Source organism: Anaerolineae bacterium, from assembly GCA_016931895.1.
Lineage (GTDB): Bacteria > Chloroflexota > Anaerolineae > 4572-78 > J111 > JAFGNV01.
The window spans coordinates 1-5,490 of sequence record JAFGDY010000190.1; the positions used below are offsets into that span (position 1 = coordinate 1).

4 protein-coding genes are annotated in these 5,490 nt (G+C 55.6%); 1 reads left to right on the forward strand and 3 read right to left on the reverse strand.

The window, feature by feature from the left end:
* Window positions 1-341: 341 nt before the first annotated feature.
* Together aroE and JW953_14065 are read right to left on the reverse strand one after the other, a co-directional pair.
* A complete protein-coding gene (gene aroE / locus JW953_14060; protein MBN1993820.1) occupies window positions 342-1,217 on the reverse strand; it encodes a shikimate dehydrogenase in 876 nt (291 codons plus the stop codon).
* A gap of 348 nt (window positions 1,218-1,565) precedes the next feature.
* A complete protein-coding gene (locus tag JW953_14065) occupies window positions 1,566-2,360 on the reverse strand; it encodes an MBL fold metallo-hydrolase (protein MBN1993821.1) in 795 nt (264 codons plus the stop codon).
* Window positions 2,361-2,662: 302 nt separating this feature from the next.
* Here JW953_14065 and mutL point away from each other — a divergent pair, with 302 nt between their 5' ends.
* Complete coding sequence (gene mutL / locus JW953_14070) at window positions 2,663-4,435, forward strand: DNA mismatch repair endonuclease MutL (protein ID MBN1993822.1); 1,773 nt, start codon at window positions 2,663-2,665, stop codon at window positions 4,433-4,435.
* A gap of 39 nt (window positions 4,436-4,474) precedes the next feature.
* Here the strand turns inward: mutL and JW953_14075 are convergent, their stop codons facing one another.
* Window positions 4,475-5,224: an HAD-IIA family hydrolase gene (locus tag JW953_14075; protein ID MBN1993823.1), complete on the reverse strand. Its 750-nt coding sequence runs from the start codon at window positions 5,222-5,224 to the stop codon at window positions 4,475-4,477.
* Window positions 5,225-5,490 lie beyond the last annotated feature (266 nt).

The following is a 5,490-nucleotide window of genomic DNA, read 5'->3' on the forward strand; positions in this document are numbered from 1 at the left end:
AACTGGCCAAGGATAATTTCTTTGCGCAGGTGTAACTCTACCTGTTGGGCCAAAGAAGCCTTCATTACCCCCGATATGCCGGGTAACGGGGTAGGACGGGCTGGCGAAACACCCATTTTTTACCTTCAACGTGATCTTTATTATCAATAATCAATTATTGATAATCACAGAGCGTAATTTATCATTACTGACTATATTTGTCAAAATGAGGCAGGTGATTGTGGCCGTCAAAAGATCAGCGGCGCTCCGCCGCCTGGGCCGGTTGCGGGTGTGGCGTTGAACGGATTGCGGCCACCATTGAGGCGGGACCGCCCGCTTGTCAGAATAGAGGGAAAAATGTTTTATGGGCCAAATACGCCGGCCAGGGCCTGGTGCATCACCGCCACCGGCGCGTCCAGGCCGGTCCACATCTTGAACCCGATCGCGCCCTGGTACACCAGCATGCCCAGGCCATCCAATATTTTTGCCCCGCGCGCCTCGGCTTCTTTGAGAAAAGGGGTGTGCGGGGGATTGGGGATTACGTCGCACACGGTCATTGCGGCGGTAAGGGTGGCATAGTCAAGATCGGGTTTGGCATTGACCTGGGGAAAAAGGCCAATGGAAGTGGCGTTGACCAGCACCTCGGTTTGGGCGGGGAGGGGATAAGGGTCATCCCAGGCCACAAACTCCGCCGCAACCGGCGTTTTTTGGTTGAGCAGGTCTACCAGCGCCTGGCCCCGTTCAAACGAACGATTGACCACGGTGATGTGGGCCGCCCCGGCCAGGGCCAGCTCTACCGTTACGGCCCGGGCCGCGCCGCCCGCGCCCAACACCACCATGCGTTTGCCGGCCGGGTCTACCTGGGCGTCTTCACGCAACGCGCGCAAAAAACCTTTGCCGTCCGTGTTTTCGCCAATCAGTCTGTCGCCCTCCCGGCGCACCGTATTGACCGCGCCCATCACTTGGGCGTCTGCAGCCACTTCGTCCAGGTATTCCAGCACTGCCACTTTGTGGGGAATGGTCAGGTTGACGCCCCGCATGTTAAAGGCTCGTAATCCCTTCATCGCGTCGGCCAGGTCATGGGGATAAACCTCAATGGTCAAGTAGCGCCAGTTGAGGCCCAACTCCTGAAAAGCGGCCTCTTGCATCACCATTGTTGGATTTTCGGCCACCGGGTGGCCGAATACGCCCACCAGTTCAGCTTTGTAATTTGGTTCCGACAACGATTGTACGCCCATAATTATCCTTCCTGTAAATAACCTTTGGAAGGACAGAGTAATATTCTGTCCCTCCGAATCTTCAGCCTTGGTGGTGAACGCAGTTGATGAGAACTCCTTTGCAAAAACAAAGGGCCACACCTGGGTGTGACCCCTTGCCGCGCCGTAGCATTTACCCACACAGGGGAGGTGATGCTACGGCGCTACTTTTGCTACTGTGATCTTTCATTAGCATCACCTCCTTGAGTTAGGATGGCGATTTATGGAGATGCAAGCGCATCTTTTAACACCAATATTATTGCATAAATGAACAAGATTGTCAATAAGCTATCTGGTCGGTCAGGCGGCTACATTTTGGGACACGTTTACTCAACGCTCATAATTTGAGAGCAAACGGGCCAGGCTAAAGCGCCGGCCAAGGGTTGGTTGGTAAACTTTAATAGGGGCAAGTAGCGTGCGCAAAATGGTTTCAAGCTGGCCGAGGTCAACTGTTTTGGTGAGAGGGGGGTAGTAATTATCCCAATGATGGGGAATGACCACCCTGGGCTTAAGTAATGAGATTAAACGAACCACGTCGCTTTTTTTGTCGGGGATACCTTCCACCGGCAACAAAGCGATGTCGGGGCGCAGGTCTTTGATTGCTGCTTCAACCCAACCGGCGCTGCCAAAATGAATAAGGGACAGATGATTAACTTGAAAAAAATAAATTACTGTTTCGCCCGCCGGCCATTGGCGTTCCAGGTGGTTGATTTGGGCCAGAACAGCTTGATCGCCCTTGAACGCAGGCAAAGATGGCCAGGAGTCAGCCTGGCTCATCCGGCCGGGCCATGCCTGCCAGCCCAAAGTGCCCACCCGTTTAATTCTTTGCAGGGTGATACATTCCAGGTTATTGGCCGGAACGCCGGCCTCTGTCAACCGCCCGCAGACCGATCCCGGAGCATGCACAATGGCCCCGGTTTGAGCCACCAGGGCCGGGGTATCCATTGTATGTTCAAAACGGCCATGGGTCAGCAGAATCTCGTCCACCGGGGACAAATCGGTGAGGTGAATGGATGAGCGTGGCGTGGCGCCTGCCGGACGGGAAAGAAAGGGGTCAATCAAAATAACCGCCCCTTCATTCGTATCTATTTTAAAGCCAGCCGCGCCAAGCCAGGTGAGTTGCAAGGTTCTTATCCTTCTTTGACCCGATGAGGTGAAATTGATGCTCTAATGGTTTTGGGATGTGCCTGAATGACGATTCGCCCGGAAGAGGGTCTCTAATTCTACCCCATGATACCGGGGGGACAAGATACTGTCAAGCTTTATGGGCCTGTCCTAAATTTGGGTATGGCGGAGCGACCAGCCGGTTGTCCTTATCGCATCACCCAAAATTGGGATATGACTTTACCCTCTATTGTCATCCTGTCGTTGGGTGTGGTACAATAGGGCTGGCCTAAAACGTGTAATTTACTTCAGGAGAACAGGTTGTGGGTATTCGGGTATTGCCGCCGGAAGTGGCGGCTAAAATTGCCGCCGGAGAGGTTGTCGAGCGCCCGGCTTCCGTGGTCAAGGAATTGGTGGAAAACGCCATTGACGCCGGAGCCAGGTCTGTCCACGTTGAAATCCAACAGGGCGGCAAGCGGTTGGTTCGAGTAATGGACGACGGCAGCGGCATCCCGGCGGCTGAAGTGCCGCTGGCCTTTGCCCGGCATGCTACCAGTAAACTGTTGTCCATTGACGACTTGAGCCATATCACCACCCTGGGCTTTCGGGGTGAGGCTCTGGCTTCACTGGCGGCGGTATCGCAATTGACCCTGGTCTCTCGACCCGCCGGGCAGGAGACGGCCACTCGCATCAGATTGGCCGGGGGGGAGGAACTTGCCCTGGGCGCGGCGGGCGCGCCGGCCGGCACCATTGTGACCGTGGAAAACCTGTTTTACAATGTGCCGGCCCGCCTCAAGTTTCTTAAGGCCGACGCCACCGAAACCGGTCACATCCACCGCATTGTGTCGCACTACGCCCTGGCCTACCCCCACCTTCGTTTTACCCTGCAAAGCGATAAGCGCACCACGTTTCAAACCAACGGCGGCGAGTTGTTTGACGCCCTGGTCGCTGTATTCAGCCTGGAAACAGCCCGCCAGATGATTGTGGTGGAAGGCCAAGATGCCGGCGCGGAAATCAAAGTGACCGGCTACGTGGGAGCGCCGTCGCTTCACCGGGGTACCCGCGATCAGCTTATCTTTTTTGTCAACAAACGCTGGATTCAAGACCGCTCGTTGAGCCAGGCCGTTATTCAGGCGTATCACACCTTTTTGCCCGTACGCCGTTATCCGCTGACCGTGCTGAATATCCAGGTGGACCCGGCCGAAGTGGATGTCAACGTCCATCCCACCAAAGCGGAGGTTAAATTTAGAGACCCCCGCCTTATTTTTAAGGTGGTGCAAAAAGCAGCCCGCGAGGCCGTATTGGGCGCTGCGCCTATCCCCACTTATGGTACGTCCGCGTCTACTTTTTGGGACGATTTTGGCGGCCACGCCAGTGATTCGGCCCGATGGCAAGCCTCGTTTGATCGGCGCCCCGGCGCCCCGGCCTTTGACCATTTTGGATTTGAGGCGCAGCGGACCGCGCCGTTTGCCGATGAAACCGTCCCGGCCCTGGATTTATTACCAACCACGCCGGCCAAAATGCCCGTGATGCGAGTGGTGGGGCAGGTGCAACAAATGTATATTGTGGCGGAGGGGCCAGATGGCTTATACTTGATTGACCAGCATGCCGCCCACGAACGGATTTTATACGAGAAACTCATAGCCCAAAAAGCCCAGGCTGCCGCAGCCGGCCAGCAATTGTTAGAACCGATGTTGGTGGAGTTGTCGCCGGGGCACGCGGCCATTGTGGCAGCCGAAACGCCGGCCCTGGCCGAAGTTGGTTTTGAGCTTGAGCCTTTTGGCGGCGCAACCTACCGTATCCGGGCCGTGCCCGAAATGTTGGGCCAGGCCGACCCGGCTTTGGCCCTGGTGGATATCCTGGCCGAGATGGCCGATGGTGCCATTCCCCTGGCCCGCGAAACCCACGAGAAAGTGGCCATTACCGTGTGCAAGCGGGCGTCCATTAAAGGCGGCCAGGTATTGACCCACGAGGAGATGCGTGAATTAGTGCGCCAACTGGAAGCCACCAGCGCCCCCCGCACCTGCCCGCATGGCCGGCCCACCATGATTCACCTTAGCGCGGCGCAATTAGCCCGTGAATTTGGGCGGATGTAAAATTTGCTACTCTGCTGCCTGGCTACATTATCCCACCTTTTAGCCTACCGCCAACGCTGCCCCCAACTCTGCCAAATCCTGCATCACAAAATCGGGTTGGTGGGGGGCCGTGGGCAGGTCTTCAAGCGTAGCCTCGCCGCTTAAAACCAGCACTGTGGTAATGCCGGTTGCGCCCAGGGCAATATCGGTGTAGAGCCGGTCGCCCACCATGCAAATTTGTTGAATGGGAACGCCGGTTTTTTCAACCACCGCCTCAATAATGGGCCGGTTGGGTTTGCCTACTACCACATCAGGCCGGCGGCCGGTGGAAGCTTCCACAAAGGCGATCATAGCCCCAATATCGGGCATAAAGCCGTTTTCAAGGGGACAGTTGAAATCGGGATGGGTGGCCAGGTAGGGTTTACCGGCGCGCGCCAGGTCGCACAGCCGCCACAGCTTGGCGTAAGTGAGGGTGGTGTCAAAACCAAGCACGGCGTAATCCGGTTCATCTTCAACCAGGTTAAAACCGCGGCTCCGGAACTCGTCGGCCAGGGCGGGCGTGCCCACCAGGTAGATGTTGGCCCCCGGCTTAATTTTGTTAAGATAAATGGCCGTGGCTTCGCCAGAGGTGAATATTTTTTCCTCGCCAATCTCCAGGCCCAGCCGCCGCAATTTTTCGGCGTATTGGCCGCGGTGTTTGGATGAGTTATTGGTTAAAAACAGATAATCAAGTCCCCTGGCCCGACAGGTGTCAATAAATTCCAGCGCCCCCGGCAACAGTGTGTCGCCCAGGTAAAAAGTGCCGTCCATATCCAATAAAAACAGACGAATAGCGGTTAGATTGTTCAGAGCTTTTTGTCCTTATATGTTATCAAAATTAGTAACCATTCAGGTCATGTCATTCTGAGCGAGGAACGAGCGAAGAATCTCTATGCAATATACCAAAAACGAAGCAAAGCAGGGACGCATGGAGATTCTTCGGCCTACGGCCTCAGAGCAACTGTGATTTAATTTTATCAAAAACGACGCACATCAAGCCGGCGACCAGGCTTGTCGGGTGCGAACCATTGCATTAA